Source organism: Limnobaculum eriocheiris (assembly GCF_021010575.1).
GTDB lineage: Bacteria > Pseudomonadota > Gammaproteobacteria > Enterobacterales > Enterobacteriaceae > Limnobaculum > Limnobaculum eriocheiris.
In genome coordinates this window covers 14,204-29,575 of the sequence record NZ_JAJNAG010000024.1, presented here as the reverse complement: position 1 = coordinate 29,575, position 15,372 = coordinate 14,204, and the positions used below count along the sequence as shown (strand labels likewise).

At 42.3% G+C, this 15,372-nt stretch carries 16 protein-coding genes; 8 read left to right on the top strand and 8 right to left on the bottom strand.

Going from position 1 to position 15,372, the window contains the following annotated elements:
* The first annotated feature begins 187 nt into the window (after positions 1–187).
* On the top strand, positions 188–979 hold the full coding sequence (gene fabI, locus LPW36_RS11240) for an enoyl-ACP reductase FabI (protein ID WP_230609746.1): 792 nt from the start codon (positions 188–190) through the stop codon (positions 977–979).
* Positions 980–1,061: 82 nt separating this feature from the next.
* Here fabI and ppnP read toward each other — a convergent pair whose 3' ends face one another.
* Positions 1,062–1,346, bottom strand: coding sequence for a pyrimidine/purine nucleoside phosphorylase (ppnP, locus tag LPW36_RS11235; protein ID WP_230609745.1), 285 nt, complete (start codon positions 1,344–1,346; stop codon positions 1,062–1,064).
* A gap of 245 nt (positions 1,347–1,591) precedes the next feature.
* Between ppnP and LPW36_RS11230 the strand changes: the two genes are divergently transcribed.
* Both LPW36_RS11230 and LPW36_RS11225 read left to right on the top strand, forming a co-directional pair.
* Positions 1,592–3,535 carry an exoribonuclease II gene (locus LPW36_RS11230; RefSeq protein ID WP_230609744.1) on the top strand — a complete coding sequence of 648 codons (1,944 nt, stop codon included), beginning with the start codon at positions 1,592–1,594 and terminating at the stop codon, positions 3,533–3,535.
* Between the two features lie 156 nt (positions 3,536–3,691).
* Positions 3,692–3,952, top strand: coding sequence for an Arc family DNA-binding protein (locus LPW36_RS11225; protein ID WP_230609743.1), 261 nt, complete (start codon positions 3,692–3,694; stop codon positions 3,950–3,952).
* Positions 3,953–4,038: 86 nt separating this feature from the next.
* Here the strand turns inward: LPW36_RS11225 and cspE (LPW36_RS11220) are convergent, their stop codons facing one another.
* Positions 4,039–4,248, bottom strand: a complete 210-nt coding sequence (gene cspE, locus LPW36_RS11220; protein WP_130591357.1) for a transcription antiterminator/RNA stability regulator CspE — start codon at positions 4,246–4,248, stop codon at positions 4,039–4,041.
* A gap of 454 nt (positions 4,249–4,702) precedes the next feature.
* On the opposite strand from cspE (LPW36_RS11220), the gene LPW36_RS11215 reads away from it, so the two are divergent.
* Complete coding sequence (locus tag LPW36_RS11215) at positions 4,703–5,221, top strand: M48 metallopeptidase family protein (RefSeq protein WP_230609742.1); 519 nt, start codon at positions 4,703–4,705, stop codon at positions 5,219–5,221.
* Between the two features lie 5 nt (positions 5,222–5,226).
* On the opposite strand, the gene LPW36_RS11210 is transcribed toward LPW36_RS11215, so the two are convergent.
* Positions 5,227–5,403: a YoaH family protein gene (locus tag LPW36_RS11210; RefSeq protein WP_230609741.1), complete on the bottom strand. Its 177-nt coding sequence runs from the start codon at positions 5,401–5,403 to the stop codon at positions 5,227–5,229.
* 154 nt (positions 5,404–5,557) lie between these two features.
* Between LPW36_RS11210 and LPW36_RS11205 the strand changes: the two genes are divergently transcribed.
* From LPW36_RS11205 to LPW36_RS11195, 3 genes are all read left to right on the top strand, one after another.
* Entirely contained in the window at positions 5,558–6,136 is a 579-nt protein-coding gene (locus LPW36_RS11205) for a CoA pyrophosphatase (protein ID WP_230609740.1), read from the top strand.
* 271 nt (positions 6,137–6,407) lie between these two features.
* Positions 6,408–7,775, top strand: coding sequence for an L-serine ammonia-lyase (locus LPW36_RS11200; protein ID WP_230609739.1), 1,368 nt, complete (start codon positions 6,408–6,410; stop codon positions 7,773–7,775).
* 217 nt (positions 7,776–7,992) lie between these two features.
* Entirely contained in the window at positions 7,993–9,240 is a 1,248-nt protein-coding gene (locus tag LPW36_RS11195) for a mechanosensitive ion channel family protein (RefSeq protein WP_276574010.1), read from the top strand.
* 45 nt (positions 9,241–9,285) lie between these two features.
* On the opposite strand, the gene rlmA is transcribed toward LPW36_RS11195, so the two are convergent.
* The 5 genes from rlmA to LPW36_RS11170 all read right to left on the bottom strand — a co-directional run bounded on the left by rlmA (position 9,286) and on the right by LPW36_RS11170 (position 13,327).
* Positions 9,286–10,107: a 23S rRNA (guanine(745)-N(1))-methyltransferase gene (rlmA, locus tag LPW36_RS11190; protein ID WP_230609738.1), complete on the bottom strand. Its 822-nt coding sequence runs from the start codon at positions 10,105–10,107 to the stop codon at positions 9,286–9,288.
* A gap of 182 nt (positions 10,108–10,289) precedes the next feature.
* Complete coding sequence (locus LPW36_RS11185) at positions 10,290–10,496, bottom strand: cold-shock protein (RefSeq protein ID WP_140918587.1); 207 nt, start codon at positions 10,494–10,496, stop codon at positions 10,290–10,292.
* A gap of 199 nt (positions 10,497–10,695) precedes the next feature.
* On the bottom strand, positions 10,696–10,905 hold the full coding sequence (cspE, locus tag LPW36_RS11180) for a transcription antiterminator/RNA stability regulator CspE (RefSeq protein WP_047780981.1): 210 nt from the start codon (positions 10,903–10,905) through the stop codon (positions 10,696–10,698).
* Between the two features lie 290 nt (positions 10,906–11,195).
* A complete protein-coding gene (locus LPW36_RS11175; protein ID WP_230609737.1) occupies positions 11,196–12,122 on the bottom strand; it encodes a Kdo(2)-lipid IV(A) acyltransferase in 927 nt (308 codons plus the stop codon).
* Between the two features lie 215 nt (positions 12,123–12,337).
* A complete protein-coding gene (locus LPW36_RS11170) occupies positions 12,338–13,327 on the bottom strand; it encodes a bile acid:sodium symporter family protein (protein ID WP_230609736.1) in 990 nt (329 codons plus the stop codon).
* A gap of 246 nt (positions 13,328–13,573) precedes the next feature.
* On the opposite strand from LPW36_RS11170, the gene LPW36_RS11165 reads away from it, so the two are divergent.
* Positions 13,574–15,280 carry a formate--tetrahydrofolate ligase gene (locus LPW36_RS11165; RefSeq protein ID WP_230609735.1) on the top strand — a complete coding sequence of 569 codons (1,707 nt, stop codon included), beginning with the start codon at positions 13,574–13,576 and terminating at the stop codon, positions 15,278–15,280.
* Positions 15,281–15,372 lie beyond the last annotated feature (92 nt).

The window sequence follows — 15,372 nt, the reverse complement described above, 5'->3', positions numbered from 1 at the left end:
GGCAGGCAGAAGAATTTGAGGATTCAACATATCCAATAACGCTGTCTGTTTCATCTCACTGATCGGAGCAGTATGACAAACATGCACTATCTATTCTGGTTGCATGATAGAATCGTTCCGTTTTTTTAATAATGACTGCTCCGGATAGACTCCGGCGGTCATAACATTGACTACAAGGATCATAGCTATGGTTTTTTTAACCGGTAAGCGCATTCTGGTTACTGGCGTTGCCAGCAATCGTTCAATCGCCTTTGGTATTGCACAAGCAATGAAACGTGAAGGGGCAGAACTGGCGCTGACTTATCAGAATGAAAGACTGAAATCTCGCGTAGAAGAGTTTGCTAACGAATTAGGCTGCAATATCGTATTACCATGTGACGTTGCTGAAGATTCAAGCATTACTGAGCTGTTTGCTCAACTGGCTAAAGTATGGCCTAAATTCGACGGTTTCGTTCACTCTATCGGTTTTGCTCCTGGCGACCAGTTAGATGGTGACTATGTCAATGCGGTAACCCGTGAAGGTTTTAACATTGCTCACGATATTAGCTCTTACAGCTTTGTCGCATTAGCTAAAGCCTGTCGCAGCATGTTAAATCCAGGTTCTGCGTTATTAACCCTTTCCTATCTGGGTGCTGAACGCGCTATACCTAATTATAATGTAATGGGATTAGCTAAAGCTTCTCTGGAAGCCAACGTTCGCTATATGGCTAACGCAATGGGACCTGAAGGCGTTCGTGTTAACGCCATTTCCGCTGGCCCGATTCGTACTCTGGCAGCTTCCGGCATCAAAGACTTCAAAAAAATGCTGGCACACTGTGAAGCCGTTACCCCTATTCGCCGTACTGTAACCATTGAAGATGTAGGTAACTCTGCAGCATTCCTGTGCTCTGACCTGTCTTCTGGTGTGAGTGGTGAAGTTCTGCACGTTGATGGTGGTTTCAGCATCGCTGCAATGAATGAGCTTGAGCTAAAAGCCTAATCCTCATTGTAATTTCGGCTTACTACTAATGCGGTAAGCCGAAATATTTTTAACTACATGATTAACTGCAAATCAAAAATCATTACAAATAACGACACAAATAGGCCGTACTCTCACATACCTGCACGTTAAATTCACTTTTTCCAGGTACATGGAATGACTCCCCGGCAGAAAACACCGTCCATTCTGTCGCACCCGGTAACAGCACATTAAGAGAACCGGTAATGACCGTCATCTCTTCTGGTTGCGCTGTGCCAAAATTATATTCACCTGCCGCCATCACCCCTACGCTGGAACGACCAATGCTCCCATTTTCAAAGCCAATCGATTTTACTTTTCCGGCAAAATATTCATTTACATTGAGCATAATTGGGCACCTGATGTGAGTTGTAAAACAGAGTTTTTATATTAAGAAAATCAGTGAATTATTGTCACAAACAAAATGTCAATTTGTGAGGTACAGCCGATATTCACATTTTTATTATCGAACATCCCATCATGACATATCAATTAATTGCGGTAAACGACAGGATAAGCTTGCTCCCGACACGCCTTTTGTGTAAAACAAGCCATCACAAAAATGGTTGACTCATTGAATAGTGCTTCTCATATATGTTTCAAAATAACCCGCTGCTCGCACAGCTTAAACAGCAACTTCATGCTAATACTCCACGGGTTGAAGGCATTGTTAAAGCCACCGAAAAAGGTTTTGGCTTTCTTGAGGTAGATAATCAGAAAAGCTACTTCATTCCACCTCCACAAATGAAGAAAGTCATGCATGGCGATCGTGTTTCAGCCACTATCCATACAGAAAAGGATCGTGAACTGGCCGAGCCGGAGACGTTGTTAGAACCATCTCTGACGCGTTTTATTGGTCGTATTCAGCAAAAAAATGACCGATTGATGGTTATTCCCGATCACCCAATGATTAAAGATGTCATTCCCTGTAAACCCGTAAAAGGACTGACTCATACATTAACTCAGGGTGATTGGGTCGTTGCAGAGATAACCAGTCATCCACTGAAAAACGATCGTGGGTTTCAGGCACAAATCAATGAATATATAACCCATGGAGACGACCATTTAGCGCCATGGTGGGTGACACTGTCACGCTATCAGTTGGAGCGTACTGCGCCAGAATGGACCTCCGAACCTATTCAGGATGAAGGGATTATTCGTCGTGATTTAACCGGGTTAAACTTTGTCACCATTGATAGCGAATCTACTGAAGATATGGATGATGCGCTGTATGTTGAACAGTTGGATAACCAGTTGTTTCGTCTTTCTATTGCCATTGCCGATCCCAGCGCCTATGTTATCGCCGGAAGTAAACTGGATAAGATTGCCTTAAAACGAGCATTTACCAATTATTTACCAGGTTTTAATATTCCGATGCTTCCCAGAGAGTTGTCGGATAACCTTTGTTCCCTACAGCCAAATCAACGTCGTCCTGCACTGGTCTGCCAGCTAACCCTCTCTTCTGATGGCTCAATCAATGACGATATTGAGTTTTTCTGCGCCTGGATAACCTCAAAGGCCAAGCTTGATTATGAGAAGCTCTCAGACTGGATTGAAGGTATTGACGGTTGGAAGCCTGAGCAACCCGAAATCGCGCAGCAAATAGCGTTGCTGCATCAGGTTGCATTACGTCGCACCTCCTGGCGAACAGAGCATGCGCTGGTATTTAAAGACCGCCCTGATTACCGCTTTGTTCTCGGTGAAAATGGTCAGGTGCTGGACATTATTACTGAACATCGCCGCATTGCTAACCGTATTGTGGAAGAGTCAATGATTGTGGCTAATATATGTGCCGCTATCGTACTAAAAAAACGTTTAGGCTATGGGATCTTTAACGTTCATGCTGGTTTTGACCCCGCCGTCGTTGAGCAGGCAATCAATATTCTGGAACTCAATGGAGCGGAATTTAATAAAGAGAAGGTTCTGACCCTGGATGGATTCTGTGAACTGCGTCGATTCCTGGATAAACAACCCACCTCTTATCTCGATAGCCGTATTCGCAAATACCAAACCTATGCAGAAATCAGCATTGCGCCAGCCCCTCACTATGGATTGGGGCTGGAGGCTTATGCAACCTGGACCTCACCTATTCGTAAATATGGCGATATTATTAACCATCGTTTATTAAAAGCATTGATCCACGAAACCCCATCCACAGCACCGGATGAAAGTGTTATGCAACCGCTAACAGAGCGCCGTCGGGCTAATCGTATTGCTGAACGGGATGTTAGTGATTGGTTATATGCGCGCTTTTTGCAGGATAAAGCAGGAACGGATACCCGTTATCAGGCAGAAATTATGGATATTTCTCGTGGTGGTATGCGGATTAAGCTGACAGATAATGGTGCCGTCGCATTTATTCCGGCCCCATTTATTCACCCTGTACGTGACGAGCTGGTATGTAGCGCAGAGAATGGCACCATACTGCTTAATGGTAATGTGGTTTATCGTCAGGGCGATTCGCTGGAAGTTGTTATTGCGGAAGTTCGAATGGAAACCCGCAGTATTATTGCGCGTCCGGCTCCATCACTCTCTTAATTTAATGAGTTATTATATTTTGAATGCGCTCTGATTTTTAGGGCGTATTTTTGTTTTATTGCTGATTATCCTTTATCCACTACATTAAAGAGGTTATAACATTATTAACAGGTAATATTTCACTCTTCCTTCATATAGCCAAACGGGAGCATCATTATGACGATTACTTCACTGAGCGTACGAATCCCTGCTGAGTTAAGAGCAAAACTAAAAGTTCAGGCAGAACACAATAAGCACTCAATGAATGCTGAAATCATCAAGCGGTTGGAAGAAAGTTTTATCAGCCTAACAGAACCTGCGCCGGTAAAAAGCAAAAAAACCAGTCCCGGCAATGTAGAGCTTCCTGCTGCTGAGGTAAATCGCATTCGTAAAGTACTGAAGAAAGCAGCGAAGGAACTAAAGAAAAAAGCGGATTGAGTAATCATAGCCCTGTTTTAGCTATTTTCAGGCAATAAAAAACCCGCTTAATGCGGGTTTGTGGCAAACAGTTATTGTGTAATAAATTACAGAGCAACAACTTCAGCCGCAGACGGGCCACGTGGGCTGTCCTGAATAGAAAATTCAACATGCTGGCCTTCTGCCAGAGTTTTGAAACCATCATTAACGATAGCAGAGAAATGAACGAACACGTCTTTGCTGCCATCGGTTGGAGTGATGAAACCAAAACCTTTACTTTCGTTGAACCACTTAACGTGACCAGTTTTCTTAGACATTACAAAATTCCTATTGATGTTTAACCTGCCAAAAGGCATGAAAGGCCGGTAGTTGTGGTTACTTGTGTTTAAGCACTAAGAAAAAACCTGGAAGAAGTTAAGGATAACGAACTTGCCGGGAATATCAGATTCAAAATGACTTATCTAAAGTAGCTCTATTTTACTGACCAAAAACATTACCTCATATCCAATAAATTTAGGCAAGGTGTTTTCAGTAACTCAATAAAAAATTAGATCAAGAGCACATATTTTTATTTCATAATTGGTATCGAAACGGTTAAGCAAATACACCACCTATGCTTTTGCCTTAATATTAATTTTAATATCAGGTATAATGAGACCAGGATTTCATTAAGTAGTCTAATATCATTAATCTGTCATGCAAAAAAACTTATTAACTGTTAGTATGAGCCATCTATTTATACGATAAATTCATTTGAACAAGAAAAGTAACGTGAATTCCCTTCCCTATCTCACAGGCTATCCGGAACATCTCCAACTGCAAGTGGCTCAACTAGTTAAGCAAGAAAAACTGGGGGCCTTATTGTTAAGTCGCTACCCTGTGCCACATATCTACGTCACTGATAAAATGCTATATCAGTACGTGATAGAGATAAAAAATCAATACATGAAAAACGCTCAATTAGTTAGCAAAGTTTGTTATGACAATAAAATTCACATTATCAAACATGCGTTGGGTTTACACACTTCAATATCACGAATTCAGGGTGCTAAATTAAAATCAAAAGCAGAGATAAGAATATCAAATCTATTCAAGTCAGCGCCGGAAGCATTATTACGAATGATAGTGGTGCATGAATTAGCACACTTAAAAGAAAAGCAGCACAATAAAGATTTTTATAATCTATGCTGTTATATGGAACCAGACTACCATCAGTTGGAGTTAGATACTCGACTGTACCTCACCTACATGGATAAGTTTGGTATACTTTATTCGGACGTTAACCCATAAAAGAATTATTCATCATCAAAGGATGCAAAAGTCTGCTCACCCTGATGGTTCTCTCTAATCTCTTTAGCGACCAAAGCAATCGCTTCTCCGCTGCTCATCCCTTCAGCCATTAATTGCTGGATACGTTCTACAGCATCTTGCTGCTGATCGTGACGAAGTGCTGGTGAGCCAATCGTAGTCATATATCTCAGAGTTCCCGGTAGGATAAAGCCGCTTTTTTGCACAATTGCACAAATTCATATTGCTAACGGTTATAATACCACAAAATGATACATAACTGAGAATCTCTCCCGTTAATCTCGGTTACTCAACCAAGTATTTCAGTGATAATGGCCAATGAGCGATATTCTTCAACATTTTATCCAGCGTTTTCAGCTTCAATTACCGCCACCGGCCTACGATACTCATCAATTACGAAAGGCTGCGGTATTAGTCCCGATAATTAATGGTAAGCACCTCACGTTGTTGCTAACCAAACGCTCTTTTGCTTTGCGTAAACATCCGGGACAGGTTGCCTTTCCCGGTGGTGCAACAGATGATACAGATTTGTTGCCAGAAACCACGGCACTCAGAGAGGCCTACGAAGAGGTTGGACTTAATCCAGGGTACGTTGAAATTATTGGTCAATTACCTGCGATGGACAGTGTCAGCGGTTTTCAGGTAACGCCGGTTGTTGGTGTGTTACCAGCCGGACTGAGCTTTAGCAAAAATCATCATGAAGTAGAAAGGCTGTTTGAAATTCCTTTAGACTACGCATTAAACAGTGATAACTACCATTCCATTGACATTATTCGTCGTGGTAAACCTTTGCGTATCTACTTTCTTTATTACGCCGACAATCTGATTTGGGGCCTTACTGCCGCCATTCTTCAACGCTTAGCGACTCAGGTTAAAGGATTTATTCCCTTTAACTAACATATCATTAAATTTGTTTTTGCAACGAATTCACTTTTGTCTTTTATCGGTTAAAAAGAAAGCAAAACTCGCCAATAATATACCTTTCAATACACTATATTTATAGCCGAACACCACGCAAAAAGACTATAATTACCTCATGAGCCAAGATGAAATTTTATTCGTATAAATTCAGGCAGGTCATTTGACTGATGAATAGCCATAATATTTCTGATGTTATTTATACTTTCGGCTAAATAATTAAACCAATTTACCTACTGAGGAGTTTTGTGTGATTAGCGTTTTCGACATGTTCAAAATTGGTATTGGCCCCTCCAGTTCACATACCGTAGGTCCGATGAAAGCGGGCAAAGAGTTTGTCGATGATCTCTGTCATAAAGGGCTAATCGCTTCTGTCAGTAAAGTCGTCGTGGATGTTTACGGCTCGCTTTCACTGACAGGCAAAGGTCATCACACGGATATCGCAATTATTATGGGTTTGGCCGGTAATTTACCCGCTACGGTAGATATTGATTCCATTCCTGGTTTTATTCGCAACGTAGAAGCCACGGAGCGTCTGCCTCTGGCGAATGGTCAACAGGAGGTTGATTTCCCTCGTCAGGGCGGCATGGTTTTCCATAGCGATAACCTGCCGTTACATGAAAACGGTATGACCATTACCGCTTTCGCCGGTAATAAAACTATTTATACCAAAACCTACTACTCCATTGGTGGCGGCTTTATTGTTGATGAAGAAAATTTTGGTAAAACCGCTGAAAATGAAATGACGGTACCTTATCCATTTAAATTTGCTTCTGAGCTATTGGATTTATGCAAACATCATGGTCTGTCTATTTCCGGTCTGGTAATGCAGAACGAGCTGGCAATACACAGCAAAAAAGAGATCGAAACTTACTTTGCAGCTGTATGGCAGACGATGCGCGATTGTATTGATCGTGGAATGAATACGGAAGGCGTTCTGCCGGGGCTGCTACAGGTTGCGCGTCGTGCAGCCCCACTGCGTCGTATGCTGATCTCTTCAGATAAATTATCCAATGACCCAATGAACATTATTGATTGGGTCAATATGTTTGCTTTAGCGGTCAACGAAGAAAATGCGGCGGGTGGTCGGGTAGTCACTGCGCCTACTAACGGTGCCTGTGGCATCGTACCCGCGGTTCTGGCTTACTATGACCAGTTTATTCAACCGGTAAGCCCGGAAGCCTATATTCGCTACTTTATGGCATCAGGGGCCATTGGCACCCTGTATAAAATGAATGCTTCAATTTCCGGCGCCGAAGTTGGCTGTCAGGGTGAAGTCGGCGTTGCCTGTTCAATGGCTGCTGCCGGGCTGACTGAATTGCTGGGGGGCAGCCCTCAACAGGTTTGTGATGCTGCTGAAATTGGTATGGAGCATAATCTGGGATTAACTTGCGATCCGGTTGCCGGTCAGGTTCAGGTACCTTGTATTGAACGCAATGCTATTGCCTCAGTGAAAGCCATCAACTCAGCGCGCATGGCACTACGTCGTACCAGCGAACCCCGTGTATCGTTGGATAAGGTTATTGAAACCATGTATGAGACCGGTAAGGATATGAACTCTAAATACCGTGAAACTTCCCGTGGTGGATTAGCTATCAAGGTTGTTCACTGCGATTAATCCCACTCTAACGCCCTCTTATTATTTAAGAGGGCGTTTATAATATTCTACACTTCACCAACTTATTACCTGCTTTCCAATACTATTACCTGTTTTTCCGATTAAATCTCTATTCGGCATTGACACCACCAGATAAACCATTAGGTTAGTAGTTACATTTCAGCAATTGGCCCAATTTTTCCGGCTGAATTTAGTTTTTTATATGGAGAAGAAGTTAATGCGGGAATATTTACTGCTTATTTTGAGCAAATTAGGCATTGAAGCCACACCAATGATGATTCTGGTGCTGATACTTATCATGATCATCCTACTCTCTGTCATCATTCACCTGTTTCTTCACCATGTGATTCTAAAGAGCATAAGAAAAAGCGAAGCTAAAAACCATAAGTTTTGGCGTCGGCTGCTTATCGAACATAACCTGTTTGATCGCTTATCTTTTGTCTTGCAGGGTATTCTTGTCCACGTGATTTCATCCCTGTGGTTAACTCGCGATCCGGAAGTGCTGGAATATATTCTCACTGGTGCACAGCTGTGGATCCTGGTTTATGGCTTACTTTCTCTGTTTTCCATGTTAGATACGCTACTAAACCTGTCTCAGAGAACCAAAATCGCCAGTCAGTTGCCGCTAAAAGGCATCTTCCAGAGCGTTAAGCTTATTGCGGCTATCTTCATTGTTATTCTGATTATTTCAATTCTGATTGGTAAATCCCCAACCCTGTTACTGAGCGGACTGGGTGCCATGACGGCCGTTCTGATGTTGGTGTTTAAAGATCCAATTCTGGGATTAGTCGCCGGTATTCAATTATCGGCTAACAATATGCTAAAAATTGATGACTGGCTGGAGATGCCAAAATATGGTGCCGATGGTGCAGTATTAGACATTGGTTTAACCACGGTGAAAGTTCGCAACTGGGATAATACCATTACCACTATCCCCACTTACGCCCTGATTTCAGATTCGTTCAAAAACTGGCGTTCTATGTCAGAATCTGGTGGTCGCCGAATTAAACGTAGCATCAGGATTGATGCTACCAGCGTTAGCTTTTTGTCATCAGAACAACAGCAATTACTACAACGCAGTTATCTGCTTCAGCCTTACATTGAGAATAAAGTAAAAGAAATCGAGCAGTATAATCATCAGCATCATATTGATTTAAGCCTGCCAATCAACGGCCGCCGCTTAACTAACCTCGGTACATTGCGCGCTTATATTCATGCTTATCTGAAAGCCCATCCGGGTATTCATCAGAATATGACCTTAATGGTTAGGCAGTTGGAAGCGAGTTCAGAAGGTATTCCTTTGGAAATTTATGCTTTTTCCAATACGGTTGCCTGGGTAGAGTATGAAGGTATCCAGTCTGACATTTTCGACCATATTTTCTCTATCATTCCACAGTTTGGTTTACGACTGCATCAGACACCGACCGGTAGCGATATGCGGGCAATGGTTAGCAATATGGCATAAAATCAGGATGTTGTTGTCAAACGGGGCTTTGCTTTGCCCCGTTTTCTATTTTTTGCGGTATAAGCGAATATAGAAATCCGTTTCACAATAAAAATCGGTGTTGCCAGAGAGTTCAATTATCAACTGTTCTGAGGCCTTCCAGGCAAAGGGCGTCATTTGCAGCAAATTTACCGCCTGTTCACCCGGTAAATTCATCCCATAACTTAAACGCTGGCTTTCCGCCAGGCAGAAACCCTCTATTTGCTCTTCACTATCATTATGAGGTTGAGGCGTTTGGTAGATCAGCCCTTTAAGCTGAATCAAATGATTAGGGGCTGGAGTAACTGCCACAATCAGACCATCAGACTTAATTACTCTGTTGAGCTCTTGAGCCTTACAGGGTGCATAAATTCTTAATACTGCATCCATTGATTGATTACTGAAGGGTAAAAGATGACTGGATGCGACACAAAATTCAGTAGCCGTGTAGCGTTTAGCCGCTGAACGTATTGCACCTTTGGCAATATCCAGTCCATACACCGAAATATCCCGGTTTTGTTTTAACTTCGCTGCTAAAAAACCAGTGTAATACCCCTCACCACAGCCAATATCTAATAATGCCCGAGGAGACGAATCATCAGGTAACGAACCGTCTAACAGGGAAGAAATTGCATCTCTTAATGGTTGATAATACCCCGCATCCAGAAACTGGCGACGGGCTTGCATCATCATTTGGTTATCGCCGGGATTTTTAGATTTTTTATGCTGAACGGGCATCAGGTTCACATACCCTTCTTTTGCCCGGTCGAACTGGTGACGATTGCTGCACTGCCATACCTCATTATCCAATTGCAACGGTTGGTGACAAAGTGGACATTGATATTGCATAGCGAAATCCTGACGAAAATAATGGATACCGGAGATACCGATATATCAGTAAATAAATTTTTATGAAGGAAGTATAACATTAAAGCAGCAAGGTTTGAGAGGCGTGTTAATTGTGATTTAACACGTTAATAATGCAGACACTTTAATTAATCTCTTCCTCCATATCATTGTCAATTAATCGATTAAAATGCGATAACATCCGTTGCTAACAGACCGCGAGACGTTTTATAAGTAGAAAATTCTACGTTTTGCCCTTCAGTCAATGACTTAGTTGATGTCGCAATTGATTTACGATCTACATAAAGTTCAGTACTACCATCAAGTGGAGTAATTAAACCGATACCTTGGTTTTTATCAAACCATTTTACGAGTCCCATTCTTAGGGTCATAATTTTTACCTCTTAATTTATTTAGTTATTTCATTTCCTTCTACAGTAAGTTTTTGCAACATCTGTACCTGGAATATCAGGTTCAAGTAATTTTCTGTTCCAAGACCACAAAAAAACCCGCATCAGCGATGCGGGTTCCTTGTCACTGAAGTTAAGAAAGTCAGAGACTTTACTTATCTTCCTTAACGTCTGCTGCTAATTACAGAGCAACAACGTTTGCAGCTGCTGGACCGCGTGGGCTGTCTTGAATGGTATATTCAACTTTCTGGCCTTCAGCCAGAGTTTTAAAACCTTCACTAGCGATAGCAGAGAAGTGAACGAATACGTCTTTACCACCATCATCTTGCTCAATAAAACCAAAACCTTTGCTTTCATTGAACCATTTAACTTTGCCAGTTTTCTTGGACATCTTTACTTACCTTTAAATTAGTTAACCTGCCATACATCATAGGGTATAGGCATTATGGCCAGATTTTCAGAGTCATTACTTATGGAGGCACTAAGAAGATGTTCGTCTAATAAGCGAAATCAAAAGATAACGGCTTTAAGAAGGAACTGCTTTACTCTAATGTCGTACATAAATAGGTCTGTAGCACAGGCCGGTTCACATTTACTCATAATGAACCGCATAACGCAAGCGATTTCTTACTCTTTTGGGTAAAACAACGCAACTGGTTACTTTCCACCCTTATAAATTGATTAATAAAGAGATATTTCACCTGCTGGTCGCGTCTTAAATCGACGATGCAGCCACATATACAACTCAGGAGCTTTCAATATTTCTTTCTCAACTACTTTATTCATAAATTTTGCTGCTTCGATAGAATTATCCATCGGAAAGCCGGTTGGTGGTTCAGTGACCATGACGGTATAACCACTACCGTCAACGTGGCGTTTTGGCGTAAAAGGCAATATCACCGGATTAGCCTGACGCATTAATATACTGGTGCCAATTGTCGTTGCCGCCTGAGGAACTGCAAAAAACGGCGCGAAAACGCTGTTACGCGGGCCATAATCATGATCCGGTGCATACCAAAGGATCTCCCCTTTACGCAATTCACGAATCATGCCTTTAATATCATGGCGGTCAATAAAATACTTATTTGAACGGCTGCGGCCTTTGCACTGAACCCAATCCATTAATTTATTGTTGTGCGGACGGTAAACGCCAACGCCAGGATTGTACATACCATAAATACGCCCGCCCAGTTCCAGGGTCAGGAAATGAACGCCAACCAGCAGCACCCCTTTTCCATTGGCACGAATGCGTGACATGATTTCAATGTTATCAACCTTACACCATTTTTTGATTCGGCTATCGGACCAAAACCAGGCCATTCCAGTTTCCAGCAGTCCCATTCCCAATGATTCAAAGTTTTCAACCAACAGTTTTTCTCTGTTTTCCAAACTAAGATTTGGAAAACAAAGTTCCAGATTACGTCGGGCAATATGTTTACGACGCTTTAAAAAGCGCATGGATAAATGACCCGCTCGGGTACCTATAAAATGGATCACCGGATATGGCAATTGAACTAATAAATAGAGCGTAATAAGCCCAAACCAGGTCAACCAATATTTTGGCATCAGATAGGAGTAATGAAATTCAGGCTGTTTAAATTTCGACATTCAGGTTCTGCTTTCTCTTGCTGCAACGCAGCGCTAATGGACAAACTTAGCCTTTGTTCAAGTCAATATTAATAGGCTAAAAGAAATAGCAAATTAACGTGTAGTTGAGACAACGCTGTGCATACTGTATGACAACGTTCTGATATGCAAGTTCTTATCAAAACAATTATTTACATAAAATAACATTTCTAATCATCAGAAATCGTTGAGGTCATTTACTTGTTTAATCTATCTATTATAGCGATCTTTTTTGCATAACGTTGGGCCAAAAATGCACAGACCATCAGTTGAATTTGGTGAAAGATCATCAACGGCAACACCATCATACCAACAGATGCAGCGGGAAATAACACATTAGCCATGGGAATACCATTGGCCAGACTCTTTTTAGAGCCGCAAAAAATAATGGTTATTTCATCCTTAATACTAAAACCCAACCATCTGGCCAGACAGGTATTAATAGTTAAAACAATGGCTAACAGCAATATTGAAAAAATGATAATCGTTAATAACGACCACTGATTAACCTGATGCCATATACCACCGATAACTGCATCACTAAAAGCGGTATAAACCACTAATAAGATAGAACTACGATCGGTGATATTAATCAATTTTTTATACCTTTCAATCCAGTCAATTATAAAGGGACGGGAAAGATGGCCAATAATAAAAGGCAACATTAATTGTATTACAATATCAATAATTGCCTGTAAGGTGTCCTGATTCCCTTCCTGTGTATGCATTAAAAGCCCGACCAGAACGGGTGAAATGAAGACGCCCAATAAACTTGACGCTGAGGCACTACAAACCGCAGCAGCAACATTACCACCCGCGATTGACGTATATGCAATGGCTGACTGAACGGTAGCCGGCAGCGCGCAAAGATAAAGAAAGCCCAGGTAGATCCCCGTCGACATCAAATCAGGTACAAAAACTGACAGACCGAGACCCAGCAATGGAAACAGAACAAAAGTGCTGGCGAAAACAATCAGGTGTAAACGCCAGTGTCGAATGCCATTAAGAATATTTTGTCGTGATAACTTTGTACCATGCATAAAAAACAGCAATGCGATTGCCGCTTTTGTCAGGTAGCCAAAAAATACTCTGATGTCGCCTTCACAGGGATATAACGTTGCTAAAATCATCACGCCAATCAACATCACCAGAAAAGTGTCTACCTTGAAAACCTTCAACCACGACATGAAAAACAACCTTTAGCCACAAACCTAATCATCGAGTCTCGTAATCTATGCTGTTTTAGCAAAAATGCAAACTTTGCCATAACGCAAACGATACCCTTCCACTATTACCTACAGATTTATCAAAACAAAAAGATAAATAAAATGATTATTCTTGCCCTATTCTGCTTTGGTTTATGACATAATTTGGCCTTCGCTTACTCCCGCCCGCTGGGTATCTTGATTTTAATACATAGGATCATGTAGAGAATGGCATCTTCACCGTCACTTAAGCCAATTCAAGAAATTGCACAACGTTATGGCATCACTCCGGAATACCTTATCCCTTATGGCTCCAGCATGGCCAAAGTCGATTTATCATTAATTAAGCCTCAGGCTTCCCGGGGTAAATTGATTTTAGTTTCCAGCATCACTCCTACGCCATTAGGTGAAGGTAAAACCGTGACCACTATTGGTTTAAGTCAGGGTTTTAATTTTATCGGTAAATCTTGTATCGCCTGTATTCGCCAGCCAAGTCTTGGCCCGGTATTTGGTGTAAAAGGCGGTGCCGCAGGCGGAGGGAAAGCTCAGGTATTACCAATGGAGAAGCTAAACCTGCATCTTACCGGTGATATTCATGCGATAACCGCAGCGCATAATCTGGCGGCGGCGGCATTAGATGCTCGTTTGTATCATGAACATCGTTTGGGGGATCAGTTTACCGAGCAAACGGGCTTGCCCACATTAAATATTGATATTAACCATATTCTCTGGAAGCGCGTAATTGACCACAATGACCGTGCTTTACGCCATATCACCGTTGGTGTTGGCGGCGGTGTTAACGGAGTTGAACGGGCTGATGGTTATGATATTACCGCCGCATCTGAACTTATGGCGATTCTGGCCCTGTCAGAAGATCTGAAAGATATGCGCCAGCGTATTGGTCGCATAATTCTTGCTCTCGATATTCAGGGTAAACCGGTTACCGCAGAGCGTCTGGAAGTCGCCGGGGCGATGACGGTATTAATGAAAGATGCCATTCAACCAACGCTGATGCAGACCAGTGAAAATACACCGGTACTGATTCATGCCGGGCCTTTTGCCAATATAGCCCACGGTAACTCTTCGGTTATTGCTGACCGTATCGGTCTGCAACAGGCGGACTATGTGGTGACTGAAGCAGGTTTTGGCTCCGATATGGGCATGGAGAAATTCTTCAATATTAAATATCGTCAGTCAGGTATTAAACCATCCTGTGTGGTATTAGTAGCAACGCTACGTAGCCTGAAAGCCAATAGCGGTAAGTTTAATATTAAACCTGGCCAATCACTGCCTGCGGAAATTGCCGAAAGCAATGTTGAACTACTGGCTCAAGGTTGCCAAAACTTAGGCTGGCACATTACCAACGCCAGACGTTATGGTTTACCGGTGGTTATTGCCATTAACCGGTTCCCTACCGACTCGGGTGAAGAGCTGGAATATCTGCGTGAATATGCTCTATCACACGGTGCTGAAGGCGTAGAAATCAGTGATGCCTTTGCCGCTGGCGGCGCAGGAACGGCCCGGTTGGCTGAGCTGGTTTCTGGCGTTTGCGAAAAGCAACATGAAGTCACTTTACTCTATCCTGATAACGCCAGTCTGTTGGAAAAAGTACAGACTCTGGTTAATACTTACGGCGCAAAACAGGCTGTTTTGACAGCACAAGCCTCCGATCAGTTAACTCAGTTGGAAAAAGCAGGTTTCGGGCATCTTCCGCTATGTATTGCAAAAACGCCGTTGTCGATCAGTGCCGACCCGGCGTTAAAAAATGTGCCAAAAGATTTTACTGTCACTATTTCTTCTTTCCGGGTTTCTGCCGGTGCGGGCTTTATTCGTGCCTATGCAGGAAATATTATGACCATGCCGGGTTTAGGTACTCTACCGGCCTATCGTAATATTGATATCGACCAGTCCGGGGAAATTATTGGCCTGAGTTAACGCCATTTATTTACCTCTATTGAGGTAAATGCCAATAACCCTACACTTGCAGTGTTGTGATTAGGCCGCCAATTATTGATAATATGGCGGCT

Coding starts and splice junctions, on each gene's coding strand:
- fabI (WP_230609746.1), top strand. CDS start 188: ATGGTTTTTTTAACCGGTAAGCGCATTCTGGTTACTGGCGTTGCCAGC.
- ppnP (WP_230609745.1), bottom strand. CDS start 1,346: ATGCTCAATGTAAATGAATATTTTGCCGGAAAAGTAAAATCGATTGGC.
- LPW36_RS11230 (WP_230609744.1), top strand. CDS start 1,592: ATGTTTCAAAATAACCCGCTGCTCGCACAGCTTAAACAGCAACTTCAT.
- LPW36_RS11225 (WP_230609743.1), top strand. CDS start 3,692: ATGACGATTACTTCACTGAGCGTACGAATCCCTGCTGAGTTAAGAGCA.
- cspE (WP_130591357.1), bottom strand. CDS start 4,248: ATGTCTAAGAAAACTGGTCACGTTAAGTGGTTCAACGAAAGTAAAGGT.
- LPW36_RS11210 (WP_230609741.1), bottom strand. CDS start 5,403: ATGACTACGATTGGCTCACCAGCACTTCGTCACGATCAGCAGCAAGAT.
- LPW36_RS11205 (WP_230609740.1), top strand. CDS start 5,558: ATGAGCGATATTCTTCAACATTTTATCCAGCGTTTTCAGCTTCAATTA.
- LPW36_RS11195 (WP_276574010.1), top strand. CDS start 7,993: ATGCGGGAATATTTACTGCTTATTTTGAGCAAATTAGGCATTGAAGCC.
- rlmA (WP_230609738.1), bottom strand. CDS start 10,107: ATGCAATATCAATGTCCACTTTGTCACCAACCGTTGCAATTGGATAAT.
- LPW36_RS11185 (WP_140918587.1), bottom strand. CDS start 10,496: ATGACCCTAAGAATGGGACTCGTAAAATGGTTTGATAAAAACCAAGGT.
- cspE (WP_047780981.1), bottom strand. CDS start 10,905: ATGTCCAAGAAAACTGGCAAAGTTAAATGGTTCAATGAAAGCAAAGGT.
- LPW36_RS11175 (WP_230609737.1), bottom strand. CDS start 12,122: ATGTCGAAATTTAAACAGCCTGAATTTCATTACTCCTATCTGATGCCA.
- LPW36_RS11170 (WP_230609736.1), bottom strand. CDS start 13,327: ATGTCGTGGTTGAAGGTTTTCAAGGTAGACACTTTTCTGGTGATGTTG.
- LPW36_RS11165 (WP_230609735.1), top strand. CDS start 13,574: ATGGCATCTTCACCGTCACTTAAGCCAATTCAAGAAATTGCACAACGT.